The organism is Peribacillus simplex NBRC 15720 = DSM 1321 (assembly GCF_002243645.1).
Lineage (GTDB): Bacteria > Bacillota > Bacilli > Bacillales > DSM-1321 > Peribacillus > Peribacillus simplex.
In genome coordinates this window covers 2,540,370-2,557,500 of record NZ_CP017704.1, presented here as the reverse complement: position 1 = coordinate 2,557,500, position 17,131 = coordinate 2,540,370, and the positions used below count along the sequence as shown (strand labels likewise).

13 protein-coding genes, 3 tRNA genes, 3 rRNA genes, 1 other RNA gene and 1 other annotated feature (1 of these 21 running past the window's edge) are annotated in these 17,131 nt (G+C 43.4%); of the genes, 16 read left to right on the top strand and 4 right to left on the bottom strand.

Features of this window, described 5'->3' with window-relative positions; all coding sequences use genetic code 11:
• Positions 1-2,110: ribosomal RNA gene (locus tag BS1321_RS12215) — 23S ribosomal RNA — on the top strand (it extends 823 nt beyond the left edge of the window).
• 63 nt (positions 2,111-2,173) lie between these two features.
• Positions 2,174-2,289: ribosomal RNA gene (rrf, locus tag BS1321_RS12210) — 5S ribosomal RNA — on the top strand.
• An 80-nt stretch (positions 2,290-2,369) separates the two neighbouring features.
• Here rrf and BS1321_RS12205 read toward each other — a convergent pair.
• Positions 2,370-3,335 carry a YaaC family protein gene (locus BS1321_RS12205; protein WP_063236532.1) on the bottom strand — a complete coding sequence of 322 codons (966 nt, stop codon included), beginning with the start codon at positions 3,333-3,335 and terminating at the stop codon, positions 2,370-2,372.
• 111 nt (positions 3,336-3,446) lie between these two features.
• Here BS1321_RS12205 and guaB point away from each other — a divergent pair, with 111 nt between their 5' ends.
• The 4 genes from guaB to BS1321_RS12185 all read left to right on the top strand — a co-directional run bounded on the left by guaB (position 3,447) and on the right by BS1321_RS12185 (position 8,262).
• Positions 3,447-4,910 carry an IMP dehydrogenase gene (gene guaB, locus BS1321_RS12200; RefSeq protein WP_063236531.1) on the top strand — a complete coding sequence of 488 codons (1,464 nt, stop codon included), beginning with the start codon at positions 3,447-3,449 and terminating at the stop codon, positions 4,908-4,910.
• A 173-nt stretch (positions 4,911-5,083) separates the two neighbouring features.
• Entirely contained in the window at positions 5,084-6,403 is a 1,320-nt protein-coding gene (locus tag BS1321_RS12195) for a D-alanyl-D-alanine carboxypeptidase family protein (RefSeq protein WP_232522786.1), read from the top strand.
• Positions 6,404-6,472: 69 nt separating this feature from the next.
• Positions 6,473-6,697, top strand: a binding site (T-box leader).
• 63 nt (positions 6,698-6,760) lie between these two features.
• On the top strand, positions 6,761-8,038 hold the full coding sequence (gene serS / locus BS1321_RS12190; protein WP_063236530.1) for a serine--tRNA ligase: 1,278 nt from the start codon (positions 6,761-6,763) through the stop codon (positions 8,036-8,038).
• 131 nt (positions 8,039-8,169) lie between these two features.
• Positions 8,170-8,262: transfer RNA gene (locus BS1321_RS12185), tRNA-Ser, on the top strand.
• A gap of 121 nt (positions 8,263-8,383) precedes the next feature.
• Here BS1321_RS12185 and BS1321_RS12180 read toward each other — a convergent pair.
• The 3 genes from BS1321_RS12180 to BS1321_RS12170 all read right to left on the bottom strand — a co-directional run bounded on the left by BS1321_RS12180 (position 8,384) and on the right by BS1321_RS12170 (position 10,419).
• Entirely contained in the window at positions 8,384-9,055 is a 672-nt protein-coding gene (locus BS1321_RS12180; RefSeq protein WP_063236514.1) for a deoxynucleoside kinase, read from the bottom strand.
• Positions 9,033-9,692 carry a deoxynucleoside kinase gene (locus BS1321_RS12175; RefSeq protein WP_063236515.1) on the bottom strand — a complete coding sequence of 220 codons (660 nt, stop codon included), beginning with the start codon at positions 9,690-9,692 and terminating at the stop codon, positions 9,033-9,035. The genes BS1321_RS12180 and BS1321_RS12175 overlap by 23 nt, the downstream gene beginning before the upstream one ends.
• A 181-nt stretch (positions 9,693-9,873) precedes the next feature.
• Complete coding sequence (locus tag BS1321_RS12170) at positions 9,874-10,419, bottom strand: cysteine hydrolase family protein (RefSeq protein ID WP_063236516.1); 546 nt, start codon at positions 10,417-10,419, stop codon at positions 9,874-9,876.
• Positions 10,420-10,558: 139 nt separating this feature from the next.
• Between BS1321_RS12170 and tadA the strand changes: the two genes are divergently transcribed.
• From tadA to BS1321_RS12115, 10 genes are all read left to right on the top strand, one after another.
• The gene (gene tadA / locus BS1321_RS12165) at positions 10,559-11,065 is read left to right on the top strand and encodes a tRNA adenosine(34) deaminase TadA (protein ID WP_063236517.1); all 507 of its coding nucleotides are present in this window, start codon (positions 10,559-10,561) and stop codon (positions 11,063-11,065) included.
• A 147-nt stretch (positions 11,066-11,212) separates the two neighbouring features.
• An RNA gene (ffs, locus tag BS1321_RS12160) (signal recognition particle sRNA large type) lies at positions 11,213-11,477 on the top strand.
• A gap of 172 nt (positions 11,478-11,649) precedes the next feature.
• Entirely contained in the window at positions 11,650-13,338 is a 1,689-nt protein-coding gene (dnaX, locus tag BS1321_RS12155; protein ID WP_063236518.1) for a DNA polymerase III subunit gamma/tau, read from the top strand.
• Between the two features lie 21 nt (positions 13,339-13,359).
• Positions 13,360-13,677: a YbaB/EbfC family nucleoid-associated protein gene (locus tag BS1321_RS12150; RefSeq protein ID WP_053348895.1), complete on the top strand. Its 318-nt coding sequence runs from the start codon at positions 13,360-13,362 to the stop codon at positions 13,675-13,677.
• Between the two features lie 60 nt (positions 13,678-13,737).
• The gene (recR, locus tag BS1321_RS12145) at positions 13,738-14,334 is read left to right on the top strand and encodes a recombination mediator RecR (RefSeq protein ID WP_034316264.1); all 597 of its coding nucleotides are present in this window, start codon (positions 13,738-13,740) and stop codon (positions 14,332-14,334) included.
• Between the two features lie 20 nt (positions 14,335-14,354).
• Complete coding sequence (locus BS1321_RS12140; RefSeq protein ID WP_063236519.1) at positions 14,355-14,573, top strand: YaaL family protein; 219 nt, start codon at positions 14,355-14,357, stop codon at positions 14,571-14,573.
• Between the two features lie 105 nt (positions 14,574-14,678).
• Complete coding sequence (locus tag BS1321_RS12135) at positions 14,679-14,948, top strand: pro-sigmaK processing inhibitor BofA family protein (RefSeq protein WP_370694145.1); 270 nt, start codon at positions 14,679-14,681, stop codon at positions 14,946-14,948.
• 342 nt (positions 14,949-15,290) lie between these two features.
• A 16S ribosomal RNA gene (locus BS1321_RS12125) occupies positions 15,291-16,841 on the top strand.
• A 116-nt stretch (positions 16,842-16,957) separates the two neighbouring features.
• Positions 16,958-17,034: transfer RNA gene (locus BS1321_RS12120), tRNA-Ile, on the top strand.
• A 16-nt stretch (positions 17,035-17,050) separates the two neighbouring features.
• Positions 17,051-17,126: transfer RNA gene (locus tag BS1321_RS12115), tRNA-Ala, on the top strand.
• Positions 17,127-17,131: the final 5 nt, after the last annotated feature.

Genomic DNA, 17,131 nt, shown 5'->3' with positions numbered 1-17,131 from the left:
GAGAAATTCCAATCGAACCTGGAGATAGCTGGTTCTCTCCGAAATAGCTTTAGGGCTAGCCTCAAGATGAGAGTATTGGAGGTAGAGCACTGATTGGACTAGGGGCCCCCAACGGGTTACCGAATTCAGTCAAACTCCGAATGCCAAATACTTATTCTTGGGAGTCAGACTGCGAGTGATAAGATCCGTAGTCGAAAGGGAAACAGCCCAGACCACCAGCTAAGGTCCCAAAGTATACGTTAAGTGGAAAAGGATGTGGAGTTGCTTAGACAACCAGGATGTTGGCTCAGAAGCAGCCACCATTTAAAGAGTGCGTAATAGCTCACTGGTCGAGTGACTCCGCGCCGAAAATGTACCGGGGCTAAACGTATCACCGAAGCTGTGGATTGACACCGTATGGTGTCGATGGTAGGAGAGCGTTCTAAGGGCGTTGAAGTCAGACCGGAAGGACTGGTGGAGCGCTTAGAAGTGAGAATGCCGGTATGAGTAGCGAAAGAAGGGTGAGAATCCCTTCCACCGAATGCCTAAGGTTTCCTGAGGAAGGCTCGTCCGCTCAGGGTTAGTCGGGACCTAAGCCGAGGCCGAAAGGCGTAGGCGATGGACAACAGGTTGATATTCCTGTACCACCTATACATCGTTTGAACGATGGGGGGACGCAGAAGGATAGGGTAAGCGCGCTGTTGGATATGCGCGTCCAAGCAGTTAGGCCGGAAACGAGGCAAATCCCGTTTCCATTAAGGCGGAGCTGTGATGGCGAGGGAAATATAGTACCGAAGTTCCTGATTCCACGCTGCCAAGAAAAGCCTCTAGTGAGATGTAAGGTGCCCGTACCGCAAACCGACACAGGTAGGCGAGGAGAGAATCCTAAGGTGTGCGAGAGAACTCTCGTTAAGGAACTCGGCAAAATGACCCCGTAACTTCGGGAGAAGGGGTGCTTTTTAGGGTGAATAGCCCAGAAAAGCCGCAGTGAATAGGCCCAGGCGACTGTTTAGCAAAAACACAGGTCTCTGCGAAGCCGCAAGGCGAAGTATAGGGGCTGACACCTGCCCGGTGCTGGAAGGTTAAGGGGAGAGGTTAGCGCAAGCGAAGCTTTGAACCGAAGCCCCAGTAAACGGCGGCCGTAACTATAACGGTCCTAAGGTAGCGAAATTCCTTGTCGGGTAAGTTCCGACCCGCACGAAAGGTGTAACGATCTGGGCACTGTCTCAACGAGAGACTCGGTGAAATTATAGTACCTGTGAAGATGCAGGTTACCCGCGACAGGACGGAAAGACCCCGTGGAGCTTTACTGCAGCCTGATATTGAATTTTGGTACAGCTTGTACAGGATAGGTAGGAGCCTGAGAAGCCGGAGCGCTAGCTTCGGTGGAGGCGTTGGTGGGATACTACCCTGGCTGTATTGAAATTCTAACCCGCGCCCCTTATCGGGGTGGGAGACAGTGTCAGGTGGGCAGTTTGACTGGGGCGGTCGCCTCCTAAAGAGTAACGGAGGCGCCCAAAGGTTCCCTCAGAATGGTTGGAAATCATTCGTAGAGTGTAAAGGCACAAGGGAGCTTGACTGCGAGACCTACAAGTCGAGCAGGGACGAAAGTCGGGCTTAGTGATCCGGTGGTTCCGCATGGAAGGGCCATCGCTCAACGGATAAAAGCTACCCCGGGGATAACAGGCTTATCTCCCCCAAGAGTCCACATCGACGGGGAGGTTTGGCACCTCGATGTCGGCTCATCGCATCCTGGGGCTGTAGTCGGTCCCAAGGGTTGGGCTGTTCGCCCATTAAAGCGGTACGCGAGCTGGGTTCAGAACGTCGTGAGACAGTTCGGTCCCTATCCGTCGCGGGCGCAGGAAATTTGAGAGGAGCTGTCCTTAGTACGAGAGGACCGGGATGGACGCACCGCTGGTGTACCAGTTGTCTTGCCAAAGGCATAGCTGGGTAGCTACGTGCGGACGGGATAAGTGCTGAAAGCATCTAAGCATGAAGCCCCCCTCAAGATGAGATTTCCCATGGCGCAAGCTAGTAAGATCCCTGAAAGATGATCAGGTTGATAGGTCAGAGGTGGAAGCGTGGCGACATGTGGAGCTGACTGATACTAATAGATCGAGGACTTAACCAACGCTTTAAAAAAATGAAATACCTTCTTATTATCTAGTTTTGAAGGAACAACGTTCCTGATATGTTTGGTGGCGATAGCGAAGAGGTCACACCCGTTCCCATTCCGAACACGGCAGTTAAGCTCTTCAGCGCCGATGGTAGTTGGGGGTTTCCCCCTGTGAGAGTAGGACGCCGCCAAGCCATTTAAAAGATCAGCCATCCGGCTGGTCTTTTTTCGTCGTTTCGGAACAGATCAATTCACCAATTGGTTGTTGGAAGGATCAAAAGTGGAACCTCTCGGACTTAATCCATTCAAATATTAAGAATGGCACCTTAGCTTGGCTTATTTTAAGGAATTGTACAATGCAAGGGTAATCGTCATTAGGCATGGTTTTCAGCAGCTCTGCCCACCATTCTGTTTCATAACGAGCTATTATGCTAAGATTATAAGAAATCAAATAATGGATCAAAAGTTCAGGTAATGAAAAAGCTGACGAATCTTTATTTAGTGATAGCATGAACTGTCCTTCTTCCAAATTATACCGTATGGGGGAAGTGGCATTATGAATTGGAATGCCATCTGTTTTTAAATGCAGTGTCCCAGAAGCTTCTGAAATACTGTTAACTTGATTCGTTTTAGCTTTCAAAAACTCTTCCAATCGACTGCTGGACATTTGATAGCTATCCAATACGGCTGAGGGTAATTGAAAACCATTCGAAGAGGGTAACATGGCGACGAAATTTTTCTTGGAAATCGACAATGTAAAGTTTGTCATGTCTGGGATTTCCTTCAATAGTGTTCCCATGGAAAATTTTTCACCTTCCAGATGTTTGATATGAAATAACTTCTCGGCAATGCAGGTGAAAAGTCCATTCTTTTGCGTTTTCACTTCGTCCTTTAAAAATTCATATTGTTGTTTTTTCTTTTTTCTCGTAGTTACCCCATGGGCAAGCATTGAAGTTGATTCCGGATAGTTAGGATCAATCGTGAGCAGACAAGCCTTTAACAATTGGGCGAATCCATAAAATGTTAGGATTGGTTGTATGGAAAGTGGTGCAATGGCAGCCTGATTATAATAAGTTTTAGCGTGTTCAAGATGGTAAATAAATGGATAACAATTATCGTAACTTTTTATTTCCGCTTCTGCTATTTTTTCATGCGTGTAACATTTTTGTAAAAAAAGTTGTGAGGAAGATGCGGAAAAAAAAGGTGTATATTTATCGAAATTATCATTGTTTTCAGGCATTGCAGCTATCCTCCAAATTAATAGAATAATCAAACTTTTATTTCTCTTCTTGACAGTAGTATGTCCTATTGATAACCTACAAATAATATTTTTAAGCAGGAGGGGAAAATAATGTGGGAAAATAAATTTGCAAAAGAAGGTTTAACCTTTGATGATGTCCTATTAATTCCAGCGAAATCAGAGGTTTTACCGAAAGATGTTAACCTTCAAGTCAACTTAGCTGAAAACTTAAAGCTCAACCTTCCTATCATCAGCGCAGGAATGGATACCGTGACAGAAGCTGAGATGGCAATTGCCATGGCTCGTCAAGGCGGATTAGGTATCATTCATAAAAATATGTCTATTGAAGCACAAGCTGAACTGGTGGATAAAGTAAAACGTTCAGAAAGCGGTGTAATTACCGATCCATTTTTCTTAACGCCGGATCACCAGGTATTTGATGCAGAGCATTTAATGGGTAAATATCGCATTTCGGGTGTTCCTGTAGTCAACAATATAGAGGATCAAAAACTTGTGGGTATCATTACAAACCGTGATTTGCGATTTATTTCCGATTTTTCCTTGAAGATTTCCAGTGTCATGACTGTAGAGAATCTGGTCACAGCGCCAGTGGGAACTAACTTGGAACAAGCAGAGAAGATTCTTCAAAAATACAAAATTGAAAAGCTTCCCCTTGTAGACGATAATGGAGTTCTTAAAGGACTTATTACGATCAAGGATATCGAGAAAGTCATTGAGTTCCCGAATTCGGCGAAAGATAAGCAAGGAAGATTACTTGCAGGTGCTGCAGTCGGCGTGACTAAGGATACAATGAAGCGTGTAGAAATGCTAGTTAAGTCCCATGTCGATGCAATTGTACTTGATACTGCTCACGGTCATTCAGAAGGCGTCCTTGAAATGGTAAAGGAAATCCGCGGGACATATCCTGAATTGACAATCATTGCTGGTAATGTGGCAACAGCTGAAGGCACGAAAGCATTGATTGAAGCGGGGGCTGATGTAGTGAAAGTGGGAATCGGACCAGGGTCAATCTGTACAACAAGGGTTGTAGCTGGTGTAGGTGTTCCACAAATCACGGCAGTCTTCGATTGTGCGACAGAAGCAAGAAAACATGGTAAAACGATTATCGCTGATGGCGGAATTAAATACTCTGGTGATATCGTCAAAGCCCTAGCTGCAGGCGGACATGCAGTAATGCTTGGTAGTATGCTTGCAGGTGTAACTGAAAGCCCAGGCGAAACGGAAATTTTCCAAGGTCGCCGTTTTAAAGTATATCGGGGTATGGGTTCTGTTGCTGCAATGGAAAAGGGATCTAAAGATCGTTACTTCCAAGAAGATAACAAGAAATTCGTACCGGAAGGCATCGAAGGGCGCCTTCCATACAAAGGACCTCTTTCAGATACCATTTTCCAACTGATTGGCGGCATTCGTTCAGGTATGGGATATTGCGGTACAGCCACACTGGAAGAGTTGAGAGAAAACTCTCAATTTGTCAAAATGACCGGTGCCGGATTAAGGGAGAGCCATCCTCATGATGTCCAAATTACAAAAGAAGCACCGAACTACTCAATGTAATGAATTTAACATATAATCGTCATTAAAATTTATTGTTAAAATAGACAGAGTCTGCGATTACTCTGTCTATTTTTTTTATTTTTTCTGTGATAAACTAGACAAGGTGTCAAGGGAATTACATAAAGTTTCTTCTTTGTTATAGAGATTAGCTTAAAAGTTGGAGGTATTGGAAATTGAAAAAAATCAGCAAGATGACCCTCATTTTCACTTTTGTTTTAGTTCTTGTTATGTCGCAATTTGCCTATCAACCGGGGGAAGCTGTTGCTGAATCTGATAATTTAGGTTTAAAAGCAGAGGCAGCCATCATCATTGATGGTGAAACAGGACAAATCGTGTATGAAAAAAATGCCGATAAAGTATTAGGGATTGCATCCATGTCAAAAATGATGACCGAGTACATCATAATGGAGTCAATTGAAAATGGGAAAATCAGTTGGGATCAAAAAGTTAAAATAAATAAATACGTACATGACCTTTCAAAAGCACCTAATTTGTCGAATGTTGGGTTAACAGAAGGTGAAGATTATACAGTTAAGGAACTATATCAAGCTATGGCCGTCTATTCTGGAAATGCGGCAACAGTAGCTTTAGCACAGCTAGTTTCCGGAAGTGAAAAGAGTTTCGTTAAGTTAATGAACGAAAAAGCAAAGGAATTAGGCTTGAAACACCATAAATTCGTTAATGCCAGCGGTTTGAATAACTCCGATTTATTAGGGCAATATCCTTCCGGTAGTGCAGATGATGAAAATATCATGACAGCAAAAGATACTGCTCTTCTTGCTTATCGTTTAATAAACGATTATCCGGAAGTGTTAAAAATCGCCAGCATTCCTAAATTGAAGTTCCGTGATGGAAAAGAATATCCGAACTTCAACTGGATGCTGCCAGGTCTGATATTTGAATATAAAGGCGTAGATGGACTGAAAACGGGATCTACCGACTTTGCCGGTTATGGACATACAGGGACGGTTATCCAGGACGGTCAGCGCTATATTACGGTGGTTATGAAGTCCACTAATAAAAACGAACGTTTTGCAGATAGCACTAAGCTTATGAACTATGCTTATGCGACCTTTAAAAAGGAAAAAGCACTTCCAGCCAATTACCAGGTGAAAGGGAAAGAAACACTTTCAGTAGTAAAAGGCAAGGAAAAAAACGTTAAGATTCAATCTGAAAAGGCAATCGAGCTACTTGTTGAAAATGGTGAGAAAGATAACTATAAAACAGATTTAGTGATCGATAAAAATAAATTGAATGATGATGGTAAGATTACTGCACCAATCAAAAAAGGTGAGAAGCTAGGTTACATCACAGTCACTCCTAAAAAAGGAGAAGATTACGGGTACATTAACGGAGATCCAGTTAAGGTTAACGTCGTAGCTGCCGAATCTGTTGAAAAGGCAAACTGGTTCGTATTATCAATGCGAGCGGTTGGCGGATTCTTTGGTGACGTATGGAGCAGTGTAGCTTCTACTGTTAAAGGCTGGTTTTAAGTTTCGCGTATAAAACGGTTGCGAAATGTATAAAATTATAGTACATTATGGAAAACAATCTGATTATATAAGAAAGCAATGACAGGAAATAGTAACAAGTATTTCTTTCTATAGAGAGCCGATGGCTGGTGGAAATCGGTGTGAGAGTTTTGTGAATCCCTCCTGGAGCAGAGTATGGAAAGCCTTTTGGGTCAGTAAATACTTTCGGTTAAAAGCCGTTATCGTGATAAGTGGTAGGCGCTTTTTGTAGGCCTTCAACTAGGGTGGCAACGCGGGTTAACTCTCGTCCCTTCTTCAGGGGACGGGAGTTTTTTGCGTTCTTTGATAAATCATCAAAATATTAAGGAGGAACTGAAAATGTTGGATTTGAAATATGTAAGAAATAATTTTGAAGAAGTGAAGCGTGTATTGCAATTTAGAGGAGAAGATTTAACCGATTTAGGTAAATTCGAGGAACTGGATGTAAAGCGTCGGACTTTGATTGCTGATACGGAAAAGTTGAAAAGCCAAAGAAATGAAGTTTCACAGCAAGTGGCGGTATTGAAACGGGAGAAAAAAGATGCAGATCAGTTGATTGCTGAAATGCGTGAAGTTGGTGACCGTATCAAAGGATTCGATGATGAACTTCGTGAAGTGGAAGCCCAGTTAGAAACATTACTTCTTTCCATTCCGAATATTCCGCATGAAAGTGTGCCTGTTGGTGAGACGGAAGACGATAATGTCGAAATCCGTAAATGGGGAGAGTTACCGGAATTCAAGTTCGAACCGAAACCGCACTGGGATGTTGCTGGAGATCTAGGCATCCTGGATTTTGAACGGGCAGCAAAAGTGACCGGAAGCCGATTTGTATTTTATAGGGGTCTTGGTGCTCGATTAGAGCGTGCTTTAATTAGCTTTATGTTAGACCTTCATGTTGAGGAACACGGATATGAAGAAATGCTGCCACCATATATGGTGAACCGTGCAAGCATGACTGGCACAGGTCAATTGCCAAAATTCGAAGAGGATGCTTTCCGTATTGAAAGTGACGATTACTTCTTGATTCCTACAGCTGAAGTCCCGGTGACAAACTTCCATCGTGATGAAATCATGAGCACGGACGATCTACCGATAAGCTATGCGGCATACAGCGCTTCATTCCGTTCAGAGGCAGGATCTGCTGGTCGTGATACACGCGGGTTAATTCGTCAGCACCAGTTCAATAAAGTTGAATTAGTGAAGTTCGTGAAGCCGGAAGATTCTTATGCAGAATTGGAAAACCTTACAGGTCATGCGGAAAAGGTCCTTCAATTGCTAGGTCTTCCATACCGAGTGCTAAGCATGTGTACGGGAGATCTTGGTTTCACTGCTGCTAAAAAGTATGATATCGAGGTTTGGATCCCGAGTTATGGAACGTACCGCGAAATTTCTTCTTGCAGTAACTTTGAAGCATTCCAGGCTAGACGGGCCAATATCCGCTTCAGACGTGATGCAAAAGGTAAACCGGAACACGTCCATACTCTAAATGGATCAGGTTTGGCAATCGGACGTACAGTCGCAGCCCTTTTGGAAAATTATCAGCAGGAAGATGGCAGTGTTATCATTCCTGAAGTATTACGTCCATATATGCGCGGTGCGGAAGTCATTAAACCGTAAGTCAAAAGGAATCAGCTTCCGATTAAAGAGGCTGATTCTCCTTTTTATCTAAGTTTGAAAATTATTTTAAAAAACTTTATAGAGGGCTTGACTTTAATTTTAAATCCATGTAATATAATAAATGTTGATACGGAGGTATACCCAAGTTCGGCTGAAGGGATCGGTCTTGAAAACCGACAGGGGAGTCAAATCCCGCGGGGGTTCGAATCCCTCTACCTCCTCCATAACTTATTAATAACCACAGCGCATAAATTGGATATCGATGAATTCCGTTACAGATATGTAACGGAATTTTTGTTTTCTAATATATTAAAATACCACCGGATAACCGGTGGTTTTTCTGTTTTACACATTTCGTAACAACTTGGTTTGCTCCATATATTCGGCAATCCGTTTGATAAGCGGTTCGATGTTTGCTTCATCCTGCATAAGGTCATATTCATTTATATTTAATCGAAGGACAGGGCAGGCGTTGAATTGATCAATCCATTCTTCGTAACGGCCATGCATTTCCTGCCAATATTCTATTGGGGTATGCTGCTCCATTGGACGGCCACGCTCTTGGATCCGGTCGAGGATATCATCCAGCGAACCTTCGAGATAGATAAGTAAATCAGGGTGCGGGAAGTATGGCGTCATTACCATGGCGTTGAAAAGACTTGTATATGTTTCGTAGTCCACATCATTCATCGTGCCTTTTTCATAATGCATTTTTGCAAATATCCCTGTGTCTTCATAAATGGAACGGTCTTGGATAAAACCTCCTCCATATTCGAAGATTTTTTTTTGCTCTTTAAACCGTTCAGCGAGGAAATAGATTTGCAGGTGGAAACTCCAACGATTAAAATCATCGTAAAACTTATCCAGGTAGGGGTTCGTATCAACCTTTTCAAAGGATGTCCTAAATTGAAGGGCATCGGCTAACGCGTTGGTCATGGTCGATTTTCCTACGCCAACCGTCCCCGCTATCGTAATGACGGCGTTGTTTGGAATATTATATTTCTTTCGTAAGTTCATTTGACTTTACTCCTTTGTGCAGGGCATTCTCTATTTGGCTGATTATCGTTTTCAAATCATCCTTGTTCCCGACGAAATCCAGTTCATCTCCGTTGAATGTAAGAACGGGAATGTCAGGGTGCTGTTTCTCAAATGCTTCCATGAATGTTCGATAATCTGCGGATAACTGCTCTAAATAAATGGAAGATATATTTTTTTCGAATTCACGACCTCTTTTACCGATTCGGGAGAGAAGTGTATCTAAACTTGCGTTTAAATAAATCACCATATTAGGTTTAGGCATATCCCTTGTTAAAATATTGAATATTTCAAGGTATTTATTGTATTGTTCGTTCTTTAACGTTCGTTCAGCAAATATCAAGTTCTTGAATATATGGTAATCAGCCACCACGGCTTGGTCATTAGTAAGATATTTTTTTTCGATATCTTCCAATTGCTTATAACGGTTACACAGAAAAAACATTTCTGTTTGAAAGCTCCACTCATCAATATCTTTATAGAATTTCCCGAGAAATGGATTTTCATCGACAATTTCCTTCAATAATGAAATTTGAAAATGATCTGCGATAACTTTTGCAAGTGATGTTTTTCCCACGCCGATTGGACCTTCGACAGTGATAAATGGGGTGGATTTCATCCAATCTGTCCTCCTTCATGAGGTATCAAGCTGAAACTCCCGGTTTATTAGGTTTTTCGCCAAGAGATATTGTATCACAGACTTGGGACTTAAGTGACATTTTTGTCAGGTTGCTAAAGAAAGAGAATGAAAGAGTGTTGAATGGGGAGGGATGTAGGTTGTGCCTTGTTCAATTGAACGCTTAAGTGTCTTCACCTTTTTTAATGGATGCCTTGAGAACATGGTTCATCATCTTTAATGCATAATGATTATCTTCCTTGGATGCAGAAGCGATGCAATCCTTCGGTATCCATAATTTAAATTCCCGCATATAGGCATCATTGGCCGTGAATAGCACACAGATGTTTCCAGCTATGCCAGTAATGATTAGAGTTTCCACGTTTAATCGTTTAAGTAGCGTATTGAGTGCCGTCCCATAAAATGCAGAATGCTTCGGCTTGATGAGAAAGAAATCATCCTGTTGAGGTTTTATCCTTTCGATTAATGAGGCATTTCCTTCATTTTTACATCTATCAATAATTTTATCGAAGTCAGCCTGCCATAAATCATAATGATCATTGATATAAATGATTGGAAAACCTTTTTCTTTCATTTGCTTTTTTAATTTCAAAATCGGATCGACGATAAGCCTTGTATGTTCAAGGAGCATATTCCCGTGGTTGAAATCAAAATCATTGATCATATCAATGATAAGCAATGCAAAAGAGGTCGATTCAGGTCGATTCATGGTATAACCTCCTGTATTGTGAGAATTTACTTGCAGCACATATGCCGCATGCGTTACTATTCATTAGAATAAGTAGTATGACCTTTATTTTGTCTTATATTTGTCTGTTTACTCCTACTTAATATGAGGGGGTTTTTTTATGAAGGATGATGTTTATTACATGAATTTAGCCTTAAAGGAAGCAAAAAAGGCTCAGATGTTGAATGAAGTGCCGATTGGCGCTTTAATCGTAATAGATGATCAAGTTATTTCGACGGGGCATAACCTGAGGGAAACGGAACAGAATGCAACGGCACATGCGGAGCTGCTTGCAATCAATGAGGCTTGCAATGTTCTTGGCAGTTGGCGTCTTGAAAATGCGACATTATATGTAACGCTGGAACCCTGTCCTATGTGTGCCGGTGCCATTTTGCAATCAAGGGTGAGAAGGGTTGTTTTTGGAGCGCATGATCCAAAGGCTGGCTGTGCAGGGACATTCATGGATTTACTTCGAGATGAACGCTTCAACCATCAATGTGATGTAACAAGCGGTGTATTAGGGGAAGAGTGCGGCTGGATATTGACTTCTTTTTTTAAAGAGCTAAGGAATAGAAAGAAAACATTGAAAAGAGAGCAAGCTCTCAAGATTGCCGAAGAAAATAAATAGGTGAAAAACGAATGTTAAAGATGATGCTTTGCTTCATTTGATAAATATGGAATCAAACTGTCCACGAACAACACTTGCGTTTTTTTTGTTACCTTAGTATAATGAATTATGCGTCGTCATGACGCTGCGAAATTGGTATTACATTTGCCGTGCTAGACGGGGAGGTAGCGGTGCCCTGTACTCGCAATCCGCTCTAGCGAGGTTGAATCCCTTCTCGAGGTTAGCATTCTGTAGGGCCTGCCTTAAGTAAGTGGTGTTGACGCCCGGGTCCTGCGCAATGGGACTCCATGAACCATGTCAGGTCCGGAAGGAAGCAGCATTAAGTGGAAGTTCTCATGTGCCGCAGGGTTGCCTGGGCCGAGCTAACTGCTTAAGTAACGCTTATGGTTGCTAATCGACAGAAGGTGCACGGCAGTTATTTTACATAAACAAAAAACTCATTCGTATCGGGTGGGTTTTTTTTTATGCCAAGAAGGCAAAGTGCTGTAAAAAATGAGGCATTGATGAAATTTCTTTTTAGCTTTGATATTAAGGAAATCAGTAATGTATAATAAACAGGATGGAGAAAAAAAGGAGGGATTTCCGTGGGGTATCAAGCATTATACCGGGTATGGCGGCCACAACAATTCATTGATGTAGTCGGGCAGGAACATGTAACGAAAACGTTGCAGAATGCCTTGGTCGGGCAGAAGGTTTCGCATGCCTATTTATTTTCCGGTCCACGTGGAACAGGGAAAACAAGTGCTGCCAAAATTCTAGCAAAAGCAGTGAATTGTGAGCATGCCCCGACAAGTGAGCCCTGTAACGAATGTGCTACCTGCCGCGGAATCACCGATGGCTCCATATCAGATGTTATAGAAATTGATGCAGCATCCAATAATGGTGTCGAGGAAATCCGTGACATTCGTGATAAGGTCAAATATGCACCGAACGCGGTTACATATAAAGTTTATATCATTGATGAGGTACATATGCTTTCACAAGGGGCTTTTAATGCGCTTTTAAAGACATTGGAAGAACCTCCGAAGCACGTAATTTTCATATTGGCGACGACTGAACCTCATAAGATTCCACTAACGATCATCTCCCGTTGCCAAAGGTTTGATTTTAAAAGGATCCAGCCTCAAGATATAGTTGGCAGGATGTCACAGATCATTGCAGAAACAGGTGTTTCATGTGATGAACAAGCCCTGCATATCATTGCCAGGGCAGCTGAAGGCGGGATGCGAGATGCACTAAGCCTTCTTGATCAAGCGATCTCCTTCAGTTCGGAGACTGTTTCTGTGGAAGATGCATTGACTGTCACCGGTTCTGTTTCTCAGGCGTTTTTAAGCCGGCTGGCAAAAGCTATATATGATAAAGAAGTAGCGGTGGCACTTGAAGTCCTTGAAGAATTGCTGGCCATGGGAAAAGACCCGGCTAGGTTCATAGAAGACATGATTTATTATTTCCGTGACATGCTTTTGTATCAAACGGCACCGGCACTGGCAGAATCCTTCGAGCGTGTTTTGATAGATCCTCAATTTAAGGAATTGGCAGAAGTAATCTCTTCTGAATCGATTTACTCCATTATTGAAAGCTTCAATCAAACACAGCAGGATATGAAATGGACAAATCATCCTAGGATTTTCCTTGAAGTGGCACTTGTGAAGTTATGTAATGAGAAAAGGCCAAATCAAAGTGATAACGGGCAGCTTCAACAGCTGCAGCAGAAAATAGAAGATTTAGAGAACAAATTACTCGAAATGCAGAAAAACGGCATTCCGGCAGCCATGGCAGAAAAACCTGCAGAGCAGGCTAAGGTGCAAAGGGCTGTTAAAAAGGCGTATAAAGCACCTGCAGGAAAGATCAATCAAGTTTTGAAACAAGCTACAAAGCCAAATCTTAATGCTGTGAAAAGTAAGTGGGGGGAAGTGCTTGAACAGTTAGGTCAGCAAAACCAAAAGTCATTGGCAGCTTTATTAACGGAGGCAGAACCTGTTGCTGCGTCAAATGAAGCTTTTGTGGTAAAATTCAAATATGATATTCATTGTCAAATGGCAATGGAAAATAACCGTTTCGTGGAAGTGATAGCCTCGATCATGCAGCAATTGACCGGACACCGAATGGAGATAGCCGGTGTTCCGGAGAGCCAGTGGCAAGGGTTGCGGGAGGACTTCATCTCAACACAGCAGTTCGACGGTTCAGAAGAAACGGAATCAAAAGAAGAAGATCCCTTTATAGCAGAGGCTAGAAAATTAGTCGGCGATGATTTACTTGAAATTAAAGAATAATTGGAGGTATGGAAAATGGGTATGCGTGGCGGTAATATGCAAAACATGATGAAACAAATGCAAAAGATGCAAAAGAAGATGGCAGAGGCACAAGAAGAATTAGGTGAAAAAAAGATTGAAGGAACTGCTGGCGGCGGAATGGTAACGGTCATCGTGACTGGACATAAAGAAATAGTCGATGTAATCATCAAACCAGAAGTTGTCGATCCGGATGATATCGATATGCTTCAGGATTTAGTGCTGGCTGCGACTAACGATGCTTTGAAAAAGGCGGAAGAACTGACAAACCAAACGATGGGACAATTCACTAAGGGAATGAACCTTCCGGGTATGTTTTAAGCAAGTTCAAAAGAAACTTCCTTTCAGGGGGTTTCTTTTGAAATTTTTAGGAGGAATTCGATGCATTATCCAGAACCAATTTCCAAGCTCATTGACAGTTTTATGAAATTGCCGGGGATTGGTCCTAAAACGGCTGCTCGATTAGCCTTTCATGTACTAAGCATGAAGGAAGATACTGTTTTGGATTTTGCAAAAGCACTTGTTAATGCTAAGCGGAATCTTATGTATTGTTCAGTCTGTGGTCATATTACGGATCAAGATCCCTGTTATATCTGCGAAGATCAGAAGAGGGACAGAAGTTTGATTTGTGTGGTTCAGGACCCGAAAGATGTAATAGCTATGGAAAAGATGAGAGAGTTCAATGGTTTATACCATGTACTGCATGGCAGTATTTCCCCGATGGACGGAATCGGTCCGGAAGATATAAATATTCCTGATTTATTAAAGCGCCTGCAAGATGAAACAGTGCTGGAGGTCATTTTGGCCACTAATCCTAACATTGAAGGTGAAGCGACAGCCATGTATATTTCGCGGCTGCTTAGACCATCAGGAATCAAAGTGACCCGTATTGCCCACGGACTTCCTGTTGGCGGAGATTTGGAGTATGCGGATGAAGTGACGCTATCAAAAGCAATAGAGGGAAGAAGAGAAATATAAGATAGCTGGGAGGACTTCACTTGTTCTTTCGTAAAAAAAAGAAACTTCGGAATGAATTCAATGATTCATTAATCGAAGAGCTTGAACATTTGAAATGGAATTGGCATAATCAAAAATCATTACTTGAAAAAAGCGTTGATCCATCTGAGGAAGTAATCGCCCAAACGAGACTGGCGGAAGTGAAATATTTCTACTTATTCAGGGAAGTTAAAAGAAGGAATGTCCGCTTAAAAAGATGATAAGGAAATGGCCGTGAAGGATTGCAAGTTCCTCATGGCCATTTTTTTTCAGTTCTTAATCCATCGATCCCTTCATATAAGTTTAGTACAAGCTTGCGGGGAGGAATGAGTTTGGAACCAGTTGTCTTTGTTGCTGTAGTTGGCGGCCTGATTTTAATGCTCCTCATTATCGGGGCGCCATTAAGACCTGTCCGGTTCATAGGGCAGGGGATTATAAAGGTCATTATCGGTGCAGCATTTTTGTTCTTTTTGAATACACTTGGGAATCAAGCGGGCATTCATGTACCCATCAACCCTGTTACCTCGGCAGTCGCCGGCCTGCTTGGAATACCGGGAGTTGCCGCTTTGGCGGCCATTGGTTATTGGATCATTTAAAGGATATTACGTCGAAGTCATTTTTATGAAAACCTCATGGATATTTCCTTGGGGTTTTTATCATGTTATAGTTTTTTTAAAAAAACTAATTAAACCATTGACGATAGCTCGTCAACCTGATATTATATTAGGAGTCGCCAATGACGACATCATAAATTGCTCGATCGAAAAACAATATGAAATAATTGTTGACATTAGATTGAGTAAGTGATAAGATAATAAAGTCGCTTACGAAGTAACGACAATAAATCGCTCTTTGAAAACTGAACAAAACAAAGCGCCAACGTTAAATTTTAAGTGAGCACACACTATTAAAAAAGCAAAATGAGCAAGTCAAACATTTCTTCGGAGAGTTTGATCCTGGCTCAGGACGAACGCTGGCGGCGTGCCTAATACATGCAAGTCGAGCGAATCGATGGGAGCTTGCTCCCTGAGATTAGCGGCGGACGGGTGAGTAACACGTGGGCAACCTGCCTATAAGACTGGGATAACTTCGGGAAACCGGAGCTAATACCGGATACGTTCTTTTCTCGCATGAGAGAAGATGGAAAGACGGTTTACGCTGTCACTTATAGATGGGCCCGCGGCGCATTAGCTAGTTGGTGAGGTAATGGCTCACCAAGGCGACGATGCGTAGCCGACCTGAGAGGGTGATCGGCCACACTGGGACTGAGACACGGCCCAGACTCCTACGGGAGGCAGCAGTAGGGAATCTTCCGCAATGGACGAAAGTCTGACGGAGCAACGCCGCGTGAACGAAGAAGGCCTTCGGGTCGTAAAGTTCTGTTGTTAGGGAAGAACAAGTACCAGAGTAACTGCTGGTACCTTGACGGTACCTAACCAGAAAGCCACGGCTAACTACGTGCCAGCAGCCGCGGTAATACGTAGGTGGCAAGCGTTGTCCGGAATTATTGGGCGTAAAGCGCGCGCAGGTGGTTCCTTAAGTCTGATGTGAAAGCCCACGGCTCAACCGTGGAGGGTCATTGGAAACTGGGGAACTTGAGTGCAGAAGAGGAAAGTGGAATTCCAAGTGTAGCGGTGAAATGCGTAGAGATTTGGAGGAACACCAGTGGCGAAGGCGACTTTCTGGTCTGTAACTGACACTGAGGCGCGAAAGCGTGGGGAGCAAACAGGATTAGATACCCTGGTAGTCCACGCCGTAAACGATGAGTGCTAAGTGTTAGAGGGTTTCCGCCCTTTAGTGCTGCAGCTAACGCATTAAGCACTCCGCCTGGGGAGTACGGCCGCAAGGCTGAAACTCAAAGGAATTGACGGGGGCCCGCACAAGCGGTGGAGCATGTGGTTTAATTCGAAGCAACGCGAAGAACCTTACCAGGTCTTGACATCCTCTGACAACCCTAGAGATAGGGCTTTCCCCTTCGGGGGACAGAGTGACAGGTGGTGCATGGTTGTCGTCAGCTCGTGTCGTGAGATGTTGGGTTAAGTCCCGCAACGAGCGCAACCCTTGATCTTAGTTGCCAGCATTCAGTTGGGCACTCTAAGGTGACTGCCGGTGACAAACCGGAGGAAGGTGGGGATGACGTCAAATCATCATGCCCCTTATGACCTGGGCTACACACGTGCTACAATGGATGGTACAAAGGGCTGCAAACCTGCGAAGGTAAGCGAATCCCATAAAGCCATTCTCAGTTCGGATTGTAGGCTGCAACTCGCCTACATGAAGCCGGAATCGCTAGTAATCGCGGATCAGCATGCCGCGGTGAATACGTTCCCGGGCCTTGTACACACCGCCCGTCACACCACGAGAGTTTGTAACACCCGAAGTCGGTGAGGTAACCTTTATGGAGCCAGCCGCCTAAGGTGGGACAGATGATTGGGGTGAAGTCGTAACAAGGTAGCCGTATCGGAAGGTGCGGCTGGATCACCTCCTTTCTAAGGATAATTACGAGAGCGCTTTTGTTTTGTTCAGTTTTGAATGAGTGATTCATTCAATTAAATAGCAATCCCGCGATAAGCTTGGGAAGCAGAAGCTTATTATTTATGTGAATGGGCCTATAGCTCAGCTGGTTAGAGCGCACGCCTGATAAGCGTGAGGTCGATGGTTCGAGTCCATTTAGGCCCACCATTCCATTTCCCAAAACGGGGCCTTAGCTCAGCTGGGAGAGCGCCTGCCTTGCACGCAGGAGGTCAGCGGTTCGATCCCGCTAGGCTCCACCAATGAA

What these genes read in the sequence shown, in the direction of transcription:
- BS1321_RS12205 (WP_063236532.1), bottom strand. Translation starts at nt 3,335, where the DNA reads ATGCCTGAAAACAATGATAATTTCGATAAATATACACCTTTTTTTTCC.
- guaB (WP_063236531.1), top strand. Translation starts at nt 3,447, where the DNA reads ATGTGGGAAAATAAATTTGCAAAAGAAGGTTTAACCTTTGATGATGTC.
- serS (WP_063236530.1), top strand. Translation starts at nt 6,761, where the DNA reads ATGTTGGATTTGAAATATGTAAGAAATAATTTTGAAGAAGTGAAGCGT.
- BS1321_RS12180 (WP_063236514.1), bottom strand. Translation starts at nt 9,055, where the DNA reads ATGAACTTACGAAAGAAATATAATATTCCAAACAACGCCGTCATTACG.
- BS1321_RS12175 (WP_063236515.1), bottom strand. Translation starts at nt 9,692, where the DNA reads ATGAAATCCACCCCATTTATCACTGTCGAAGGTCCAATCGGCGTGGGA.
- BS1321_RS12170 (WP_063236516.1), bottom strand. Translation starts at nt 10,419, where the DNA reads ATGAATCGACCTGAATCGACCTCTTTTGCATTGCTTATCATTGATATG.
- tadA (WP_063236517.1), top strand. Translation starts at nt 10,559, where the DNA reads ATGAAGGATGATGTTTATTACATGAATTTAGCCTTAAAGGAAGCAAAA.
- BS1321_RS12150 (WP_053348895.1), top strand. Translation starts at nt 13,360, where the DNA reads ATGCGTGGCGGTAATATGCAAAACATGATGAAACAAATGCAAAAGATG.
- recR (WP_034316264.1), top strand. Translation starts at nt 13,738, where the DNA reads ATGCATTATCCAGAACCAATTTCCAAGCTCATTGACAGTTTTATGAAA.
- BS1321_RS12135 (WP_370694145.1), top strand. Translation starts at nt 14,679, where the DNA reads ATGAGTTTGGAACCAGTTGTCTTTGTTGCTGTAGTTGGCGGCCTGATT.